Genomic DNA, 632 nt, shown 5'->3' on the forward strand with positions numbered 1-632 from the left:
GGCGATCCCATCGAGTTCGCCGGGCTGGTGCGGGGCTTCGGATCGGGCCGCGTCGACCGGCCCTACTGTGCACTGGGTTCGGCCAAGGCCAACATCGGCCATCTGGACGTCGCCGCCGGCGCCACGGGACTGATCAAGGCGACGCTTGCGCTCAATCATCATGAGATCCCGCCGCTGGCGAACTTCCACAAGCCCAACCGGCACATCGACCTCGCGGGTACACCGTTCTACTTCCCGACGGCCCCGATCGCCTGGCCGCAGGGACCTTCTCCGCGACGCGCCGGTGTCAGCTCCTTCGGCGTCGGCGGCACGAACGTGCATGTCGTGCTCGAGGAAGCGCCGCCTGCCACGCCTGCGCGCGACGCTACCCAGCAGCGCTATGTTCTGCCGCTCTCGGCCAGGAACGACGCGGCGCTCGCCGCCGCGGCCGTCAGCCTCGCGGAGCATCTCGCCCGCCATCCCGACATAGCGCTGGAAGATGTCGCCTATACGCTGCAGGTCGGCCGCCGCGCCTTCGACCGCCGCGCCGCCATCGCCTGCTCGTCTCGCGAAGAGGCAGTGGAGGCGCTACGCAGCCTATCCACGCCAGCGCCCTGGCCGGTCGGACGGGCGCCGCTGATCTTCATGTTTCC

The 632-nt window shown here is 69.8% G+C and carries 1 protein-coding gene; it reads left to right on the forward strand.

Going from position 1 to position 632, the window contains the following annotated elements; translation table 11 throughout:
• A partial coding sequence (locus AC01FP_RS18615) for a CurL C-terminal domain-containing protein (protein WP_474482376.1) occupies positions 1-632 on the forward strand: 632 nt, incomplete at both ends.

It is taken from the genome of Cyanobium sp. NIVA-CYA 375 (assembly GCF_056108345.1).